The 16,960-nt window shown below is 68.6% G+C and carries 18 protein-coding genes and 1 pseudogene; 8 read left to right on the top strand and 11 right to left on the bottom strand.

Annotation, left to right across the window (positions count from 1 at the left end; all coding sequences use genetic code 11):
- Window positions 1–38: 38 nt before the first annotated feature.
- Window positions 39–578, bottom strand: coding sequence for an LppP/LprE family lipoprotein (locus AT701_RS24705; protein ID WP_003896449.1), 540 nt, complete (start codon window positions 576–578; stop codon window positions 39–41).
- Between the two features lie 90 nt (window positions 579–668).
- Between AT701_RS24705 and AT701_RS24700 the strand changes: the two genes are divergently transcribed.
- Genes AT701_RS24700 through AT701_RS24690 form a run of 3 tightly spaced genes read left to right on the top strand, consistent with a single transcriptional unit; the run spans window position 669 to window position 4,292 of the window.
- Window positions 669–2,414 carry a DEAD/DEAH box helicase gene (locus tag AT701_RS24700; protein ID WP_003896448.1) on the top strand — a complete coding sequence of 582 codons (1,746 nt, stop codon included), beginning with the start codon at window positions 669–671 and terminating at the stop codon, window positions 2,412–2,414.
- Window positions 2,411–3,559, top strand: coding sequence for an acyltransferase family protein (locus tag AT701_RS24695; protein ID WP_011730275.1), 1,149 nt, complete (start codon window positions 2,411–2,413; stop codon window positions 3,557–3,559). The genes AT701_RS24700 and AT701_RS24695 overlap by 4 nt, the downstream gene beginning before the upstream one ends.
- 55 nt (window positions 3,560–3,614) lie before the next feature.
- The gene (locus AT701_RS24690) at window positions 3,615–4,292 is read left to right on the top strand and encodes a siderophore-interacting protein (protein WP_011730274.1); all 678 of its coding nucleotides are present in this window, start codon (window positions 3,615–3,617) and stop codon (window positions 4,290–4,292) included.
- Here the strand turns inward: AT701_RS24690 and AT701_RS24685 are convergent.
- Together AT701_RS24685 and AT701_RS24680 are read right to left on the bottom strand one after the other, a co-directional pair.
- Complete coding sequence (locus tag AT701_RS24685) at window positions 4,277–4,864, bottom strand: TetR/AcrR family transcriptional regulator (RefSeq protein WP_011730273.1); 588 nt, start codon at window positions 4,862–4,864, stop codon at window positions 4,277–4,279. The two genes, AT701_RS24690 and AT701_RS24685, sit on opposite strands and share 16 nt — an antisense overlap.
- On the bottom strand, window positions 4,864–6,084 hold the full coding sequence (locus AT701_RS24680; RefSeq protein ID WP_011730272.1) for a cytochrome P450: 1,221 nt from the start codon (window positions 6,082–6,084) through the stop codon (window positions 4,864–4,866). The genes AT701_RS24685 and AT701_RS24680 overlap by 1 nt, the downstream gene beginning before the upstream one ends.
- 64 nt (window positions 6,085–6,148) lie before the next feature.
- Between AT701_RS24680 and AT701_RS24675 the strand changes: the two genes are divergently transcribed.
- Window positions 6,149–7,018: a rhomboid family intramembrane serine protease gene (locus AT701_RS24675; protein ID WP_223495744.1), complete on the top strand. Its 870-nt coding sequence runs from the start codon at window positions 6,149–6,151 to the stop codon at window positions 7,016–7,018.
- On the opposite strand, the gene AT701_RS24670 is transcribed toward AT701_RS24675, so the two are convergent.
- From AT701_RS24670 to AT701_RS24660, 3 genes are read right to left on the bottom strand one after another with little or no spacing between them, the layout of a single operon-like run.
- Complete coding sequence (locus tag AT701_RS24670) at window positions 7,015–8,382, bottom strand: FAD-binding oxidoreductase (RefSeq protein WP_011730270.1); 1,368 nt, start codon at window positions 8,380–8,382, stop codon at window positions 7,015–7,017. The genes AT701_RS24675 and AT701_RS24670 overlap by 4 nt on opposite strands.
- Window positions 8,383–8,400: 18 nt before the next feature.
- A complete protein-coding gene (locus AT701_RS24665) occupies window positions 8,401–8,883 on the bottom strand; it encodes a DUF3237 domain-containing protein (RefSeq protein WP_003896441.1) in 483 nt (160 codons plus the stop codon).
- A 10-nt stretch (window positions 8,884–8,893) separates the two neighbouring features.
- Window positions 8,894–9,580, bottom strand: coding sequence for a maleylpyruvate isomerase family mycothiol-dependent enzyme (locus AT701_RS24660; protein WP_003896440.1), 687 nt, complete (start codon window positions 9,578–9,580; stop codon window positions 8,894–8,896).
- A 76-nt stretch (window positions 9,581–9,656) separates the two neighbouring features.
- Between AT701_RS24660 and AT701_RS24655 the strand changes: the two genes are divergently transcribed.
- The gene (locus AT701_RS24655; RefSeq protein WP_011730269.1) at window positions 9,657–10,307 is read left to right on the top strand and encodes an HxlR-like winged helix-turn-helix transcriptional regulator; all 651 of its coding nucleotides are present in this window, start codon (window positions 9,657–9,659) and stop codon (window positions 10,305–10,307) included.
- On the opposite strand, the pseudogene AT701_RS24650 reads toward AT701_RS24655, so the two are convergent.
- Window positions 10,304–11,361: pseudogene (locus AT701_RS24650) on the bottom strand (MFS transporter). The gene AT701_RS24655 and the pseudogene AT701_RS24650 sit on opposite strands and share 4 nt — an antisense overlap.
- Between AT701_RS24650 and AT701_RS24640 the strand changes: the two are divergent.
- Window positions 11,360–12,232, top strand: a complete 873-nt coding sequence (locus AT701_RS24640; protein WP_011730268.1) for a uracil-DNA glycosylase — start codon at window positions 11,360–11,362, stop codon at window positions 12,230–12,232. The pseudogene AT701_RS24650 and the gene AT701_RS24640 sit on opposite strands and share 2 nt — an antisense overlap.
- A gap of 13 nt (window positions 12,233–12,245) precedes the next feature.
- A complete protein-coding gene (locus tag AT701_RS24635; protein ID WP_003896435.1) occupies window positions 12,246–13,295 on the top strand; it encodes an LLM class flavin-dependent oxidoreductase in 1,050 nt (349 codons plus the stop codon).
- Here the strand turns inward: AT701_RS24635 and AT701_RS24630 are convergent.
- From AT701_RS24630 to AT701_RS24620, 3 genes are read right to left on the bottom strand one after another with little or no spacing between them, the layout of a single operon-like run.
- Window positions 13,292–13,741 (bottom strand): nitroreductase family deazaflavin-dependent oxidoreductase, encoded by a 450-nt coding sequence (locus tag AT701_RS24630; protein ID WP_003896434.1) that lies wholly within the window; start codon window positions 13,739–13,741, stop codon window positions 13,292–13,294. The two genes, AT701_RS24635 and AT701_RS24630, sit on opposite strands and share 4 nt — an antisense overlap.
- 9 nt (window positions 13,742–13,750) lie before the next feature.
- On the bottom strand, window positions 13,751–14,188 hold the full coding sequence (locus AT701_RS24625; RefSeq protein WP_011730267.1) for an HIT family protein: 438 nt from the start codon (window positions 14,186–14,188) through the stop codon (window positions 13,751–13,753).
- Window positions 14,189–14,197: 9 nt separating this feature from the next.
- Entirely contained in the window at window positions 14,198–14,668 is a 471-nt protein-coding gene (locus tag AT701_RS24620) for a VOC family protein (protein ID WP_003896432.1), read from the bottom strand.
- Between the two features lie 27 nt (window positions 14,669–14,695).
- Between AT701_RS24620 and AT701_RS24615 the strand changes: the two genes are divergently transcribed.
- Window positions 14,696–15,532 (top strand): AraC family transcriptional regulator, encoded by an 837-nt coding sequence (locus AT701_RS24615; protein WP_003896431.1) that lies wholly within the window; start codon window positions 14,696–14,698, stop codon window positions 15,530–15,532.
- Here the strand turns inward: AT701_RS24615 and AT701_RS24610 are convergent.
- Entirely contained in the window at window positions 15,511–16,938 is a 1,428-nt protein-coding gene (locus AT701_RS24610; protein WP_029104282.1) for an HNH endonuclease signature motif containing protein, read from the bottom strand. The genes AT701_RS24615 and AT701_RS24610 overlap by 22 nt on opposite strands.
- Window positions 16,939–16,960: the final 22 nt, after the last annotated feature.

Here is a 16,960-nt window from a genome sequence, read left to right as displayed (position 1 = left end):
GGGCAGCGGGCCGACACCTCAGCCCACCTCAGCCCACCTCAACCGACGTTGCCCATCAGCTCGACCCCGCTGCCGTTCCACCGGAACCGCACGGTGCTGGGCAGCCCGTGGAACCCGCCGGAGTACTGCAGGGCCACGGTGTCGCCCGTGCTCTGCGTCTTGTCGATGTCGTTGAACCCGTAGGTGTCGGGCACGCCCGTGGGGATGAACTTGCCCAGGTGGAACAGCACGGCCCTGGTGTTGGGGTTCTCGGCGTTGGTGTTGGCCCGCACGATCACCGCCGACAGTTGCGCGCACTCGTTGTAGTTGCCCGCGATCGGCTCGGGGCTCCACGCCTGGTTGCTGCGCGGGTCCCTCGGCAGTTCGGACACCGCACGCGCGATCTCCGGTGCGGCCAGGTTGACCGTGCACGGATCGGGTTCGGCCGACGTGGGCGCAGGGGCGGCGACTGTGGTTTCAGGTGCTGCCGTCGCGGGCTGGCTCGCGGTGGGTCCCGGCGTCTTCGAAACCGTCGAATCGCCGCCCCCGCAGCCGGCCAGCGCGAGTGTGGCGAGCACGACTCCGGCGACCTTTTTCACAGTTGCGCAACCTACCTCGCACACCCTCGGGGCCCGGTCAGGCGCGCGGCGGCGGGGGAAACACTCTATTGGCACTAGACTGCATAGTCGATGACCTCGCAAGAACCGGATCCGAGTCCGGTAACCAACTCGGATTCGGCCCCTACTGAACCGACTTTCGCCGACCTGCAGATTCACCCCGCCGTGCTGCAGGCGGTCACCGACGTCGGCTACGAATCGCCGTCGGCGATCCAGGCCGCAACCATTCCTCCCATGCTCGCGGGCTCCGACGTGGTGGGCCTGGCCCAGACCGGTACGGGCAAAACCGCGGCGTTCGCCATCCCGATCCTGTCGAAGATCGACACGTCGCGCAGGGACACCCAGGCCCTGGTGCTGGCCCCGACTCGTGAGCTCGCGCTGCAGGTCGCGGAGGCCTTCGGCCGCTACGGCTCGCACCTGCCCCAGGTCAACGTGCTGCCGATCTACGGCGGCTCGTCCTACACCGTGCAGCTGTCCGGCCTGCGCCGCGGCGCGCAGGTGGTGGTGGGCACGCCCGGCCGCGTGATCGACCATCTCGAACGCGGCACGCTGGACCTGTCGAAGCTCGACTACCTGGTGCTCGACGAGGCCGACGAGATGCTCACCATGGGCTTCGCCGAGGAGGTCGAGCGGATCCTCGCCGACACCCCCGAGTACAAGCAGGTCGCGCTGTTCTCGGCGACCATGCCCGCGGCGATCCGCAAGATCACCACCAAGTACCTGCACGATCCGGTCGAGGTCACGGTCAAGGCGAAAACCGCCACGGCCGAGAACATCTCACAGCGGTTCATCCAGGTGGCCGGCCCGCGCAAGATGGACGCGCTGACCCGCATCCTCGAGGTCGAGGAGGGCGACGCGATGATCGTGTTCGTCCGTACCAAGCAGGCCACCGAGGAGGTCGCCGACCGTCTCAAGGCCCGCGGGTTCGCCGCGGCCGCGATCAACGGCGACATCAACCAGGCGCAGCGCGAACGCACCATCTCCGCGCTCAAGGACGGCACGATCGACATCCTGATCGCGACCGACGTCGCCGCGCGTGGTCTGGACGTGGAGCGGATCTCGCACGTCATCAACTACGACATCCCTCACGACACCGAGTCCTACGTGCACCGCATCGGCCGCACGGGCCGTGCCGGACGGTCGGGGCACGCGGTGCTGTTCGTGACCCCGCGTGAGCGTCACCTGCTCAAGTCGATCGAGAAGGCCACGCGGTCCAAGCTCATCGAAGCCGAGCTGCCCAGCGTCGAGGACGTCAATGCCCAGCGCGTCGCGAAGTTCCGCGACTCGATCAGCGATTCGCTCAACGCACCGGGCATCGACCTGTTCCGTCGTCTCATCGAGGACTACGAGCGCGAGAGCAACGTGCCGCTGGCCGACATCGCCGCGGCGCTCGCGGTGCAGACGCGCAACGGCGAAGAGTTCCTCATGACCGAACCGCCGCCGGACAAGCGGCGTGACCGTGACCGCGACCGCGACGACCGCGGCGACCGGGGTCCGCGCAAGGAGCGCCCGCCGCGCGAAGGCCTTGCGACCTACCGCATCGACGTCGGCAAGCGCCACAAGGTCGGCCCCGGCCACATCGTGGGCGCGATCGCCAACGAGGGCGGACTGCACCGCAACGAGTTCGGCCATATCACCATCCGCCTGGACTACTCGCTGGTGGAGTTGCCGGAGAAGCTGCCGAAGAAGACGCTCAAAGCGCTTGAGAACACCCGCATCTCCGGGGTGTTGATCAACCTGCAGCCTGACCGTGGACCGCGACGGGAAGGGGCGGGCAAGCCTTCGGGCAAGTACAAGCCACACCGGAAGGTGAAGTGACGCTTTCGGGCAGTGTTCAGGATCCCGCGCAGGGCGGGCTGGAGTCGGTTGGCGCTCCTGAGCGCGTGGGTTCCCTCACCGGGATCCGCGCGCTGGCTGCGCTGCTCGTGGTGCTGACGCACGCGGCGTACACGACGGGCAAGTACCCGCAGGGCTATCTGGGCCTGGTGTGGTCGCGCGCCGAGATCGGCGTGCCGATCTTCTTCGTGCTCAGCGGGTTCCTGTTGTTCCGGCCGTGGGTCAAGGCCGCCGCCACGGGTGCGCCCGCCCCGTCGGTGCGCCGCTACGCGTGGCACCGGGTGCGGCGCATCATGCCCGCGTACGTCGTCACGGTGCTGATCGCCTACCTCGTCTACCACTTCCGCACGGCGGGCCCGAATCCCGGGCACACGTGGGAGGGCTTGTTCCGCAATCTCACGCTGACGCAGATCTATGCGGACAACTACCTGTACTCGTTCCTGCACCAGGGGCTGACGCAGATGTGGAGCCTGGCCGTGGAGGCCGCGTTCTACGTGGTGCTGCCGCTTTTGGCCTATGTGCTGCTGGTGCTGCTGTGCCGGCGGCGGTGGCGTCCGGGTCTGCTGATGACGGGCCTGGTGGTCGCGGCCGCGGTGTCGCCGGTGTGGCTGGTGATCGTGCACCATCACGGCGCCGATCTGCCCGACGGCGCGCGCCTGTGGTTGCCGACGTATCTGGCGTGGTTCGTGGCGGGCATGATGCTCGCGGTGCTGGGCCAGTTGAAGGTGCGCGGCTACGCGATGGTGTGTGTGCCGCTGGCGCTGGTGTGTTACTTCATCGCGTCGACGCCGATCGCCGGCGAGCCCACGACGTCACCCGCCAAGCTCAGTGAGGCCCTGTTCAAGACCGCGTTCTACGCGGTGATCGCGGCGCTGCTGGTGGCGCCGCCCGCGCTGGGGGACCGGGGCTGGTACACGCGGTTTCTCGCGAGCCGGCCGATGGTGTTCCTTGGCGAGATCTCCTACGAGATCTTCCTGATCCACCTGATCATCATGGAACTGGTGATGGTGGAGATCCTGCAGTCGCCGGTCTACACGGGTTCGATGTTCAACCTTTTCGTGCTGACGATGGCGTTCACCATCCCGGCCTCGTGGCTGCTGCACAGGTTCACGCGCGTCCGCTCCTGATCTTGTGGGTAAGGGTACGCTTACCTTAGTAAGCGTCTTGAAGGGGTGACAGGAGATGGAACAGCGGTCGTGGCTCGGCGGCGACTACGAGTTGACGGTGACCGGACGGACCGAGCTCACACGCCACTACCTGCGTCTGCACTTCTCGGCCCCGGCCCTGCTCGCCGAGCGGCGCCTGCAGCCGACGATGTGCGTACGCGGCTGGTTCCCCGACGGACAGCAGCTGCACCAGCGCGGTTACGCACTGCTCAACGCCGACGTCGCGGCGGGCACGGTCGACATCGACTTCGCGATGCACGAGGGCCCGGCCAGCCGTTGGGCCGCTGCCGCGAAGGCCGGTGACGTCCTGCAGGTGACGGTGCCCGGCGGCGACTTCCAGTTGCCGCAGCCGCGTCCGGCCGGCTACGTGATCGTCGGAGACACCGCGTCACTGCCCGCGATCAACACGTTGCTCGAAGCCATCGACGACGACATTCCCGCACGGGTGTTCCTCGAGGCCCGCCACGACGACGACCGTGACCTGCCGGTCGCGGGCGACGTCGACCTCACGTGGGTGGCCGGCGACGACGAGGATCTGGTGCGGGCTGTGGAATCATCGGCGTTCGACGCCGCCGGCCACTTCGGCTGGGTCGCGTGCAACAACCGCACGACGCGCGCGGTCGCCCGTGTGTTCCGCGAGCGGTACGGCATCCCGCGCCGCTCGATAAAGGCGCAGGCCTACTGGGCGGCCTGAGCGCCCACCACCAGCGGTGCGACGAAATCGGCCAGCATCGTGCGCTCGTCGGCCTCGTCGACTCCGGGAAACACCAGCAGCGACACCATGACCCGCACGAGCCACCGCGCCCGGCGGCCCACAGCGGCGTCGTCGTCTGCGTCGGTGGGGGAGCCCAGAGAGCGCACGAACCCTTCGACGAGCGCGCGGATCACCTCGGAATGCTCGGCCATCTCGCCGCCGATCGGGCGTTGGGTTGCGGCGAACCACGACGACAGCGCCGGACTGCACCGCACGGCCCGCAGCGCGGTGATCACGCCCTCCATGAGCCGCTCGGCCGGATCGCCGATGCCGACAACCTGATCGCTGACCTCCTGGTAGACGCGACGTGCCTCGCGGTGCACGTAGGCGGTGTAGAGGGCGTCGCGGTTCTCGAAGTACCGGTACAGCGTCGCGCGTGAACATCCTGCGGCAGCGGCGATCTCGTGCATGCCGACGGTCGCGGCGTCCTTACGCGCGAACAGTGCGTCGGCCGCGTCGAGGATCAGATCGGCCGCCACCTCGCCGCGCCGCCCGGCCAGCCAGTCCGCCATCACGCACCGGCTCGGAACGGCACCGAAAGCGGGCGACGCACGTAGCTGCCGCCCGCCCACACCACGGCGTCGAGGTCGACCGTGAAATCCGGGCAGCGCGTGAGCAGTTCGGTCAGCGCCACCCGCGACTGCATGCGCGCGGCGGCCGCACCGAGGCAGAAATGTGCGCCGTGGCTGAACGTCAGGATGTTGCGTGGCCTGCGGCGGACGTCGAGTTGGGCGGCGTCCGGGCCGAATTCGCGCTCGTCCCGGTTGCCCGAGCCGTACAGCAGCAACACCTTGCGCCCGGCCGGGATCGTGGTGTCACCGATCGTGACGTCGCGTGTGGCGGTGCGCGCCAGGCCCTGAACGGGGGAGGTGAGCCGCAGGAACTCGTCGACGGCGTCGGGGATCAGATCCGGATCGTCGGTGAGCACACGCCGCTGATCGGGATGCTGCTGCAGCAGTTGTACTGCGCCGCCGAGCATTCCGGTGGTGGTGTCGTTGCCGCCGGTGACCATCGTGAACGTGAACGCGAGGATGGACAGCACGTCCACCGCCTCATCGTCGGCACCGGCGGCCACCAGATGCGAGATGGTGTCGTCGCCCGGTTCGCGGCGGCGCCGCTCGATGAGCTCGGCGAAGTAACCCGTCATCGACATCACCGCGTCACCGGCGCCCAGGGCCGAGCCCGCCTCGCTGTTGGCCGCGACGATGGCCTCGGTCCAGCCGTCGAACTGCGCACGGTCGGCCTCGGGCACGCCCAGGTAGTGCGCGACCACCATCGACGGCAACGGCTTGAACAATTCGGCGACGATGTCGCCGCCGCCTTCGGCGCGCAACCGTTCGAGACGTTCCACCACGAACTCGCGGACTTGCGGCTCGACGGCCTCGACCTGACGCGGGGTGAACCCGCGCGACACGAGCTTGCGGAACTCGGTGTGCGTGGGCGGGTCCTGCATGACGAACGGCGGATTGTCCGCGAGGCCGATCAGCTCCAGCTCGCCGTAGTTGACCGTGAGCCCCTGCGCCGACGAGTACGTCTCGTGATCGCGCGCGGCGGCCCAGATGTCGGCGTGGCGGCTCAGCACGAAGTAGTCGTGGTGCGGGCGTTCGGGCGGGACGACGTGGTGCACGGGATCGTGGTCGCGCAGCGCGGTGTACATGTCCCACGGGTCGGCCCATGTGTCGGCGTTCGCGAGCTCGAACGCGACGGCCGGGTGAGACAAATCAGCTCCCATGTCTTATTCGTATGACACAGGCCACTGATGTGTCAATGCCACGTTGCGCACTAGGCTCGGCGCGGTGAGCACCCCGTACCCGCCGCCACCGCCTGCGCAGGTCCCGACGTGTTATCGGCATCCGGACCGGCCGACCTACGTCAGCTGCACGCGTTGCCACCGCTTCATCTGCCCGGAGTGCATGCGCACGGCCGCCGTCGGCCACCAGTGCGTGGACTGCGTCAACGCGGCCGCACGCACGGTGCCGGAGCCGCGCACCCGGTTCGGCGGCAAGGTCCGCGAGGGTGCCCCGGTGCTCACCTACACGCTCATCGCGGTCAACGTGCTGATGTTCGTGCTGCAGATCGCCGGAGGCGACCTGGAATCGCGGCTGACGCTGTGGCCGCCGGCGCTCGCGCTGCACGACGAGTACTACCGGCTGGTCACGTCGATGTTCCTGCACTACGGCGCGATGCACCTGCTGTTCAACATGTGGGCGCTCTACGTCGTGGGCCCGCCCCTCGAAAAATGGTTGGGGCTGACGCGATTCGGCGTGCTGTACGCACTGAGCGGACTCGGCGGCTCGGTGCTGGTGTACATGCTCTCGCCGTTGAACTCCGCGACGGCAGGCGCGTCGGGCGCCATCTTCGGCCTGTTCGGCGCGATCTTCGTGGTGGCCCGCCACCTCAACCTCGACGTGCGCGCGATCGGCGTGATCGTCGTGATCAACCTGGTGTTCACGTTCGTCGGCCCCGCTTTGGGAACCGCGATCAGCTGGCAGGGCCACATCGGCGGCCTGGTCACGGGTGCGCTGGTGGCATCGGCGTTCGTGTATGCCCCACGCGAGCGGCGCACCGCCACCGCGGCAGGGGTGACGGTCGCGTTCGCGATGCTGTTCGCCGCACTGATCTTCTGGCGAACAGACCGGCTGCTGTTCCTGCTCGGCGCAGGCTAGATCGCCGCGCCCGGATTCAGGATGTTGTCCGGGTCCAGCGCGCGCTTGATCCGGTGATTGAGTTCCATGGCGTCCGGGCCGATCTGGTTCGCCAGCCACGGCCGCTTGAGCCGGCCGACGCCGTGCTCGCCGGTGATGGTGCCGCCCAGGCCCACGGCGAGTTCCATGATCTCGCCGAACGCGAGCTGCGCACGGGCCGTCATGGCCTCGTCGGCGGGATCGAACACGATCAGCGGATGCGTGTTGCCGTCACCGGCGTGGGCGATCACCGAGATCATCACCTCGCGCTGCGCGGCGATCTTCTCCACGCCGCTCACCAGGTCGGCCAGCGCGGGCAGCGGCACGCCGACGTCCTCGAGCAGCAGCGAACCCTTGGCCTCGACGGCGGGGATCGCGAAACGGCGTGCCGCGACGAACGCCTCGCCCTCGTCGGGATCCGACGTCGAGAACACCTCGGTGGCCCCGGCCTCGCTGAACACGCGGGCCATGAACTCGGTGTCGTCTGCGCCCGCAGCGCCACGATCGTCGGACGCGGCGACCATCATCGCCGCGGCGTTGCGGTCCAGGCCCATCTTCAGCTTGTCCTCGACGGCATTGATCGCCACCGAGTCCATGAACTCCAGCATCGAGGGCCGGATCTTGCCGGTGATGGTGACGACGGCGTTCGCGGCCGCCTCGACCGAATCGAACGTCGCGACCACGGTGCACGGCGAGTTCTGCGGCGGCAGCAGGCGCAGCGTCACCTCGGTGACCACGCCGAGGGTGCCCTCGCTGCCGACGAACAGTTTGGTCAGGCTCAGCCCGGCGACATCTTTGAGGCGGGGTCCGCCGAGGCGCACGGCGGTGCCGTCGGCCAGCACCACCTGTAGGCCCAGCACGTAGTCGGTGGTGACGCCGTATTTGACGCAGCACAGGCCGCCCGCGTTGGTGGCGATGTTGCCGCCGATGCTGCAGATCTCGAACGACGACGGATCCGGCGGGTACCACAGGCCGTGCTCGGCGACGGCCTTCTTGACCTCGGCGTTGAGCAGCCCGGGCTGCACGACGGCGGTGCGCGTGACCGTGTCGACCGAGATGTCGCGCATCTTCTCGGTGGAGAGCACAAGGCCGCCGTCGATCGCGGTCGCGCCACCCGAGAGCCCGGTGCCCGCACCGCGCGGCACGACGGGAACCTTGTTGGCGCTGGCCCAACGCATCACGGCCTGCACCTCTTCGGTGCGGTGGGGGCGGACCACCGCGAGCGGCATGCCCGCGTTCGGATCGGCGGCGCGATCCTGCCGGTAGGAGGCCAGGATGTCGGGGTCGGTCACCACCGTCCCTTCGGGGAGTTCGGTGACGAGTTCGGCGAGAGCGGCGTTGGTCACGGTTCGATGCTACGAGGTTCACCGCACGGCGAAGACCCGATACTGCACCTCAGAAAGAGACAGCTGGTGAAGCGCCACGGTGTGGGTGGCATTGAGCCAGCGGTACCGCTCGTCGTCGGTCTCGAACAGCGGACTGGACCGCGCGTGCATCTGTTCGTGGCCGATGAGTTCACCGGCCATCAACCGGTCGGAGGCCTGCTTGTCCATCTGGACGCGGCCGGTGTTGGTGAGGTGGATCAGTGCGCCGTCGTCGGTGCGCAGCGTGGCGCGCACGTCCAGTCGAGCGACCCGGTCGGAGCCGAACACCACCCAGTCCCCGCCGCCGGGCAGCACGTCCGCGGCGATGCGCGGGCCGACGCAGCGGCCGTGGTCGATGACGTAGGTCAGCCGCATGCCGGTCGGCGTGTTGAAGATGTGCACGTCGGTGAACGCGATGCGGATGTCGAGCAAATGCTCGAAGGCGGGCACCGCGTCGATGCCGACGAGAGTGGTTGTGATCATGGACGTTCCTCTACAGCGGGCGGATCGCTGCGGCCACCAGCGAGTCCTCGTCGGGCAGTCGGCGCAGCATCAGACGCGCGATGGTTTCGTCGTCGCCGTCGACGCGGTGCTCATTGTCGGAGTGAGCGCCTTCGGCCCAACCGTCGCCGGTCCAGGTGATCGACATGGTCTTCGCAGGCGCCGCGAGCGTGAGGGTGACCGGGTCGCTGTCCAGCGGTTCGGCCTGCAGCAGCAGGTACCGCTCGCCGAAGTCGAACAGGGCCGCTCTGGTCGCCTCGGACAGTGCTGAATCGACAAGTCCGGCCGCGGCTTTCAGGTCGGCCAGGTGCGTGCCGTATTCGATGATCAGGCAACCCAGCGCGATGTCGACGGGGTAGGTGCCGAACGGCAAGGGGATGGGCGGCCAGTTCTCGGTCGCGGCGAACGCCGCGTGCATGTGGTCGCTCGCCTGCCGGATGACCGTGACGGGATCGGCGTCGCCGAGTTCGAGTCCGCCTGGCGGCGAAAGGGATCCGATGCGGGCGCGGTGGGTGGCCTCGGCATTGCGGTAGGCGCCGACGGCCACGTGGGCCGCCAGGTCGCGGACGGTCCATCCGGCGCATGGGGTGGGCAGGTGTCGGTGCTCGATGCCGTCGAGCACGTCGGCGAACGCCCGCAGTTCCGCGGTCGCCGCGTCGAGGAGTTCGGAGAGCGTCATGTCGTGACGCTAAACCCGCTACTTGGAAAAAACAAGTACGAAATTGGAAAAACCAATCAGCTATTAAAGTGGTGGTATGGCGTCACGTTCGTACGGTCAGTACTGCGCGCTGGCCAAGAGCCTTGACCTGGTCGGCGACCGGTGGACCCTGCTGGTGGTCCGCGAACTGCTCGACGGCCCGCGCCGCTACGGCGATCTGCTGAGCGCGCTGAGCCCCATCGCGACCGATGTGCTGGCCGGTCGTCTGCGGGATCTGGAGGCCAACAACCTGGTTCACAAACGAGCCATGCCCAGGCCCTCGGCCACCACGGTCTACGCACTCACCGCCGACGGCCGTGCGCTCGAGGACGTCATCAACGCCTTCGCGCGCTGGGGCCGCCACCTGCTGGCGAACCGCGACCGCAAGGAGACTGTGCGGCCCGAATGGCTCGTCCGCGCGGTGCGCGCCTATGTCCGCGACGACCGCACCGGCCCGCCCGTGACGGTGCGCATGGTGACACCCGAAGGGCAGGCGGCCGTCGAGATCAACGAGCACACAGTCGAATCCCTCGACGACGAGGCCGACGTGGACGTCACCCTGACCGGCGCGGCCGAGGTGCTCGCGGCCGCCATGGATCCCGGTCAGGTCGAGAACCTGGTGGCAGCGGGCCTGCTGACCATCGACGGCGATGCCCGCGCCGTCAGGCGCCTCGCGAAGGCGTTCGCGCCGCCGCGTGTGCGGGTTTAGGCACGGTCCAGTTCGCGAAGCGCGGGCATCCCGACCGAGACGAGTCCCAGCACCAGCATCGGCACCGACAACGCCAGGAACGTCGCGTGCAGACCGGCCGCGTCGGCCAGGGGACCGGCCAGGATCAGCCCCAGCGGACCCGCAGCGTAGGCCAGCGATCCCATCACGCCGACCACCGCGCACAGCGCCAGGATCAACGGCAGCGGCGGCAGGAACGCGATCACGGTCATCGCGACGCCCAGGGTGAGCACCGCGGTGAGCATCGTGGCGCGCCGGCTCACGTATTTCGACAGCACCGCGTACCCGAGGGCGCCCACCAGACCGCCGATGCTCAGCGCCATCAGCACCCAGCCCAGTTCGACGGGTTGGTCGCGGTCGGTGAAGTACTTGGGGAACAGCACACTCTCCATCGGCATGTACAGGCCCGTCGCCACCAGGTCCACGATGGCCAGCGTGCGCAGAACCGGTGTGCGCCAGACGAATTGCAGTCCCTCGACCACACCGGCCCACACGCCTTCGGGCAGCTGCGCCCGGTCGGGCCTGCCAGCACCCTCCAGCCGCAACACCGAGATCGCCACGATCGAGCACACGAACGCGGCCGCGGTCACCCACATCGTGTTGATGCCCCCGACCGTGGCGATCAACAGACCTCCCACGCCGGGGCCCACGATGTAGGCGAGGTTGAACACCGCCTCGTACACCGAGTTGGCGTGGTCCAGCGTCCACCCCGCGCGGCCGGCCGCCTCGGGCAGCATGGTCTCGCGCGCCGTCATCCCCGCCGGATCGAAGAACGCACCGAAAGCGGCGAGCACCGCGAGCACCGCGACGTTGATCGGCCCCTGCGGCCCAGATAGTCGACCGCGGCACCGGCGATCAGTGTGGCGACCAACAGTGGCAGCGTGCCCGCCATCGCGACGATCGACGCGTCGACCGCGGATCCGTTGCGCTGCAACACCAACCAGGGGAACGCGACTATCGAGATGCCGTTACCCGCACCGGCCATCAGCGCGGCGAACAGGATGAGCAGCAGTGGGCCGCTCCTGGTGGTGATCATGGGACCGATTTTCGGGCACAGTGGACGGGTGTCACCGCAACTTCTGCCGCATCCGCGCACCGGTCAGCTGTTCCCGTCGCCGGTGCCGCCGGGCACGGGGTGGCCCGGTGACCCGGCCACACCGTCGACCCCCGTGGCCAAGACCCCGGCGCAGGTGCGCCGGCTGGCGGCCTCGGCCAAGACGCTCGACGACCTCGACGCGATGATCTCGGTGTGCCGGGCCTGCCCGCGGCTGGTGGCATGGCGTGAAGAGGTCGCGGTCACCAAACGCAAGTCGTTCGCCGATCAGCCGTACTGGGGCAGGCCCGCAACCGGATTCGGTCCCGAGGCGCCGCGCATCCTCATCGCCGGGCTGGCTCCCGCCGCGCAGGGTGCCAACCGTACCGGCCGCGTGTTCACCGGCGACCGCTCCGGTGACTTCCTGTTCGCGGCGCTGCACCGCGCGGGCCTGGCGAACCAGGCCGTGTGCGTCGACGCGGCCGACGGCATGCGGCTGATCGACACCCGCATGGCGGCTGCCGTGCGGTGCGCCCCGCCCGGCAACGCCCCGGAACCGGCCGAGCGTGCGACGTGCGCGCCGTGGCTGGCCGCCGAGTGGCGCCTGGTGGGCCCGTCGGTCGCCGTGATCGTCGCGCTGGGCGGGTTCGCGTGGCGTGCGGCGCTCGAACTCATCGCCGACCGCCCCAAACCCGCGCCCAAGTTCGGGCACGGCGCGACCGCGACGTTGACCACCGCATACGGCGACGTCACGCTGCTGGGCTGCTACCACCCCAGCCAGCAGAACACCTTCACCGGACGGCTCACACCGGACATGCTCGACGACATATTCGAGTTGGCCAAGCAGATCGGGAACGAACGTGACGGGCAATGACGTTGACCGTGTCATGCGGCTTTCTGTCCTCGACCTCGTCCCGGTGCGTACCGACCAGACCACAGCCGACGCGCTGGCGGCCACCACGCACCTCGCGCAGACCGCTGACCGGCTCGGATACCACCGCTTCTGGGTCGCCGAACACCACAACATGCCCGCGGTCGCGGCCACCAGCCCGCCGGTCCTGATCGCGCACCTGGCCGCGCACACGTCGCAGCTGCGGCTGGGGTCGGGCGGGGTGATGCTGCCCAATCACGCGCCGCTGGCCGTCGCCGAACAGTTCGCGCTCCTGGAGGCCGCCCATCCCGGGCGCATCGATCTGGGCATCGGGCGTGCCCCCGGGTCGGATCCCGTCACCTCGCTGGCACTGCGCGGCGCCGCGGGTCGCGACGACCGCGACATCGAGGCCTTCCCCCAGTACCTCGACGACGTCGTCGCGCTCATGGGTGCGCGCGGCGTGCGGGTCCCGCTGCCGCGAGACCTGCTGCGGGACAACTACATCCTCAAGGCCACGCCCAACGCGACCTCGGTGCCGCAGCTGTGGCTCTTGGGTTCGTCGATGTACTCGGCGCATCTCGCGGCGGCCAAGGGCCTGCCGTACGTGTTCGCGCACCACTTCTCGGGTCACGGCACCGCCGAGGCGCTCGCGATCTACCGCGAAGAGTTCCAGCCCAGCGAGGCCGCGCCTGAGCCCGTGACGTTCCTGACCGTCAACGCCGTGGTCGCCGAGACCACCGAGGAGGCCGAGGCGCTGCTGCTGCCGCAACTGCAGATGATGGCCCGGTTGCGCACCGGTCAGCCGCTCAACGCGCTCGATCTGGTGGAGGACGCGCAGACCACGGTCCTCACGCCGCAGGGCGACGCCGTGGTCGCCGACGGGCGCCGCCGCGCCGTGGTCGGATCACCCACCGAGGCCGCCGAGCAGGTGCGGGCACTGGCCGAGGAGTTCGACGTCGACGAGGTCATGATCAACCCCGTCGCGTCGGCGCACCGCGGCGCCGATCCGAGGACCGCGACCGCACGCGACACCACGCTGGAACTGCTCGCGAAGGAACTCTTCTAGCTCACGGGCGTCAGCACGATCACCGGGATCTGGCGCGTCGTGCGTTTCTGGTAACCGATGTAGCGGTCCTTGTTGCCCGGCATGTTGTTGACGATCTCCCACAGCCGCGGGAAATCCGGGTCATCGGGGAACACGGCTCTGGCCGTCGCACGCAGACGCTTGGGGCCGACGTTGATCTCGACGTTCGGGTCGGCCTTGAGGTTGTGGTACCAACCCGGCGCCTTCGGCTCGCCACCTTTCGACGCCACCACCAGGTAGTCGTCACCGTCGCGCGCGTAGGCGAGCGAACTCGCGCGGTGCTGACCGGTCTTGGCGCCGACAGTGTGCAGGATCAGCGTGGCCGGCCCGCCGGGGATGCGGTGTCCGATGCGTCCATCGGTGGCCTTGTAGACCTTGTCGTGCAGCAACAGCAACGGCAGACCGATGTACCGCTCCCACCAGGGCATACTCATGGGTCAATCCTGCTCGGCGCTGTCCAGTTGCGCCAGGGCCGCCCGCAGCAGCCTGCCGGACTCCTCGCGGTCGGGGTCGCGGCGCATCACCATGCCCTTGGCGAACGACAGCTTGTCGCCGTTGCGACGGGGCACCACGTGCAGGTGGATGTGGAACACCGTCTGGAACGCGGCCTTGCCGTCGTTGATCGCGATGTTGTTGCCGTCGGCGTGCAGTCCCGATTCGCGTGCGGCCCGCGCGATGCGCTGGCCGACGGCCGCCATACCGGCGACCGTCTCCGGCGGCGTGTCCGTGAGGTCGACGGTGTGGGTTTTCGGGATCACCAGCGTGTGGCCGCGGGTGAACGGCCGGATGTCGAGGATGCCCAGGAAGTTCTCGTCTTCGTAGATGCGGATGGCTGGGGCGTCACCGGAGACGATGGCACAGAACACGCATGACATCCCGCCACGTTAACCGCTGTTGCTCGCCGCCCACTGGGCCACACGCTGTTCGCGCTCCTCGGCGGTGAGGTTCTCCACGCGCGTCATCACGGTCCAGCGGTGGCCGAACGGGTCGAGGATCGACGCGAACCGGTCACCCGTGACGAACGTCTGCGCGGGTTCCCGCACCGTCGCGCCGGCCTTCTCGGCGCGCGTCACCACGTCGTCGACGTCGGGGCAGTACAACCCGAACGAGTGCGTGGCCGGGGCACCGGTGTCGGGCGCGGCGATGCCGAACGCCTCCTGCGGGTCGCCCAGTTGCAGCCTGCCGTTGCCGAAGTCGAGTTCGGCGTGCGCGACCGTGCCGTCGGGACCGTCCATCCGCTCCACGGTTTTCGCGCCGAACACGCTCTCGTAGAACGCAATAGCCTCGGCCGCGGGGTGGACGCACAGGAATGGGGTCAGGCTCGTGTAGCCCTCCGGGATCGGTTGAACACTCATGTCCGCCAGTCTCGTAGCCTGGTGTGCGTGGCCGCTTGGAAAAACGCGCCAGAGCGCGGCGTCGTCGGTCGCCCTGGCAGTGCCTCGGCATTCGACCTCACCCGGTGGGCGCCGTCACCCGAGGCGGGCCGTTTCGTCGAGCACTACTGGTCGGTGCGCTGGGACCGCCGCGAGGCGGGTCCGCACGAGAGCACCGTGATCACCTTCCCGGCCGTGCATCTCACCCGCGAATGGGGCGACGACATTGCGCGCCATGGCCATCCGCTGCCCAACACACTGCTGCACGGCGTGGTGACTCAGGTGTTTCGCACCACCATCAGCTCCCGCGGTGTTGTGGTCGGCGCGCGCTTCCATCCGGGCGGATTCACCGCACGGTTCGGACGCGACGCCGGTGAGCTCACCGATCGTGTGGTCCCGGTTGACGACGACTTGTTCGGTGGGCCAATCGATCTCGGATGTGATGTATCCGTGGTTCGGTCGGGGTTTGATGCGGTTATCGGTGACTACTCCGGCGATCCCGATCCGGTGTACGCCAGGTTGATGCCGCTGCTCGAGCGCATGCGCGAGGATCCCACGCTGCACCGTGTGGAGCAGGTCATGGAGCACTCGCCGTGGAGCGTGCGCACGACGCAGCGGGTGTTCCGGCGGTATGTGGGTGTGCCGGTCAAATGGGTGTTGTGCCGATACCGCTTGCAGCAGGCGGCATTGGAGATCGAGAGCACGGGCAGTGTGGATTTCGCCGATCTCGCGGTGCGCCTCGGCTGGTACGACCAGGCGCATTTCATCAATGACTTCCGCGGCATGTTGGGGTGCACGCCGGGGGAGTACGCAATGCGGTTCGGTCAGAAGGGTGGCGGTTCGTAGTTGTCGGCGAGCCAGGCTTGGCGTTGGCGTTGTTGTTCGGCGTTGAGTTCGGCGCGTTCGCGGCGTTCGGCGTTGATGCGGTCGGCGCGGTCTTGTTCGCGGGTTTGGCGGCGTTTGGGCATCATCACCCCGCGGTTGGGGTGCGGCTCGTCTTGCTGGGGTGGCAGGTTGAGCTCGCCGGTGGGGGTGCCCAGGACCGGGAACAAGGCTGCGCCTTGGGGTTCGGTGGTGTAGATGTGCCCGGTGGGGGCGGTGAACTCGATGGTGCCGTCGGGGAGTTGCCGGTCGGTCCACCCGTTGGGGCCGGTGTAGAACGTCTTGATCAGGTGGTGGGTGCGGCAGTACAGCTTGGTGTTCGACGGATGCGTGGGCCCTTGCGGGTAGGGGCGGGTGTGGTCGATGTCGGCGGCCATCGCCGGGGCGTCACAGCCGGGGAATCGGCAGGTCAGATCTCTCCAGCGGATGAACTCGGTGAGTTCGGCATTGGGGCGGTAACCCGACTGGGCCTTGTCTTTGGGGATGGTGACAGGTTTGGTGGTGGCGGTCTTGGCGACCTCGCGCACCATGTGCGCGGGCAGCATGCCGAAGCCGGGCAGGTAGCCGGGTTCGTTGCCGCCGTCGAGGGTGGACTGCTCGGCCAGCACGTGGATCATCGCATTGTTCACCGCGTCGCGTTCGGCGACCGCGGTGCAGTCTTCGCGTCCGCATTGGCAGTCCAGGGTGTCGCGGTAGCGGCCCAAGGCTCCGAGGGCATCGGCGCGGCGTTGATCGGGGGTGCGGGGATCGTTGGGGCACACGGTGGCGGCGATGGCGTCGAGGCGTTTGTCGAACCCGGCGGCGTCGTGGGCGGGCAGATAGCCCTGGGCGTTGGCCATGCCGGGGGTGTCGGCGGGTTGGACCGTGAAGTATCGGCTGTCTTCGGATCGTTTGGTGACGCGCTGGCCGTCGGGGTCCAGGCGCAGGATGCACTGGTCGATGCGTTCTTCGAGTTTGGGCTCGGACAGGCGCATCCAGTTGGGGCAGCGGCGGGCCAGCACGTCGTCGAGGGCGGGCATGGCGGCAGGGTCGACCAGTTCGGTGCGGGTGGCGATCTTGGTGACGATGCGAAAGTCGATGTCGCCTTGGGCGAACACCGCGGCGACTTTGGGGATGCGGTCACGCAGCACCCGGGCCAGGTGGACCTGCCAGTTGGCCCGGGAGCGCGAGATCCGCAGCGCAGCGGACACTTCGGCGCAGACCTCCTCGAACGGGTCGGTGCGCCAGAAGTTGCATTCGGCCAGGTCGATGGCGCGGCGGGTGTCCAGCTCGCCGATCGCGAACAGGCGACGGGCCGTGGCGGCGTTCTCCTGCCGCTTGGCCTCGGCGATGGCGTCGATCAGACCCGCATCGCTCGTTCCATCGAACATGCGTTCGAGTATGCCAGCACCC

Origin of the sequence: Mycolicibacterium smegmatis (genome assembly GCF_001457595.1) — a bacterium.
Taxonomy (GTDB): domain Bacteria; phylum Actinomycetota; class Actinomycetes; order Mycobacteriales; family Mycobacteriaceae; genus Mycobacterium; species Mycobacterium smegmatis.
The sequence above is the reverse complement of the archived record's forward strand: the minus strand, read 5'-3'. Positions and strand labels throughout refer to the sequence as shown.

Coding starts and splice junctions, on each gene's coding strand:
- AT701_RS24700 (WP_003896448.1), top strand. CDS start 669: ATGACCTCGCAAGAACCGGATCCGAGTCCGGTAACCAACTCGGATTCG.
- AT701_RS24690 (WP_011730274.1), top strand. CDS start 3,615: ATGGAACAGCGGTCGTGGCTCGGCGGCGACTACGAGTTGACGGTGACC.
- AT701_RS24685 (WP_011730273.1), bottom strand. CDS start 4,864: ATGGCGGACTGGCTGGCCGGGCGGCGCGGCGAGGTGGCGGCCGATCTG.
- AT701_RS24680 (WP_011730272.1), bottom strand. CDS start 6,084: ATGGGAGCTGATTTGTCTCACCCGGCCGTCGCGTTCGAGCTCGCGAAC.
- AT701_RS24665 (WP_003896441.1), bottom strand. CDS start 8,883: ATGATCACAACCACTCTCGTCGGCATCGACGCGGTGCCCGCCTTCGAG.
- AT701_RS24660 (WP_003896440.1), bottom strand. CDS start 9,580: ATGACGCTCTCCGAACTCCTCGACGCGGCGACCGCGGAACTGCGGGCG.
- AT701_RS24655 (WP_011730269.1), top strand. CDS start 9,657: ATGGCGTCACGTTCGTACGGTCAGTACTGCGCGCTGGCCAAGAGCCTT.
- AT701_RS24640 (WP_011730268.1), top strand. CDS start 11,360: ATGGGACCGATTTTCGGGCACAGTGGACGGGTGTCACCGCAACTTCTG.
- AT701_RS24635 (WP_003896435.1), top strand. CDS start 12,246: ATGCGGCTTTCTGTCCTCGACCTCGTCCCGGTGCGTACCGACCAGACC.
- AT701_RS24630 (WP_003896434.1), bottom strand. CDS start 13,741: ATGCCCTGGTGGGAGCGGTACATCGGTCTGCCGTTGCTGTTGCTGCAC.
- AT701_RS24625 (WP_011730267.1), bottom strand. CDS start 14,188: ATGTCATGCGTGTTCTGTGCCATCGTCTCCGGTGACGCCCCAGCCATC.
- AT701_RS24620 (WP_003896432.1), bottom strand. CDS start 14,668: ATGAGTGTTCAACCGATCCCGGAGGGCTACACGAGCCTGACCCCATTC.
- AT701_RS24610 (WP_029104282.1), bottom strand. CDS start 16,938: ATGTTCGATGGAACGAGCGATGCGGGTCTGATCGACGCCATCGCCGAG.